At 50.2% G+C, this 257-nt stretch carries 1 pseudogene; it reads right to left on the minus strand.

Annotated features, from left to right (window positions below):
• Positions 1 to 257, minus strand: a pseudogene (locus ACTHSP_RS23840) (5-methyltetrahydropteroyltriglutamate--homocysteine S-methyltransferase); the annotation flags it as partial.

Consider the following 257-nt stretch of genomic DNA (forward strand, 5'->3'; position numbering starts at 1 on the left):
TCGAACCATTTGGTCATTTCGATAGCGAATTGGTCTTTGTTACCACGGGCCAGTTGGAAGAATTGTTCCAAAGACAGATTTTGGCTGTCGAAGCCGAAACGGGCAGGGATGGCACCGGTGGCAACTTGCAGGTCGAGGATGTGGTCGTAGAAAGTGAAATCGCCTGCAGCAACGAAATCAGCGTTGGCAGCAGCTTGGTGTTTCCAGTTTTTCTCGCGCAAGTCTTTAGCAACAGCCAGCAATTCTTGCTCGCTGAT

Source organism: Neisseria sp. P0001.S005 (genome assembly GCF_051963715.1).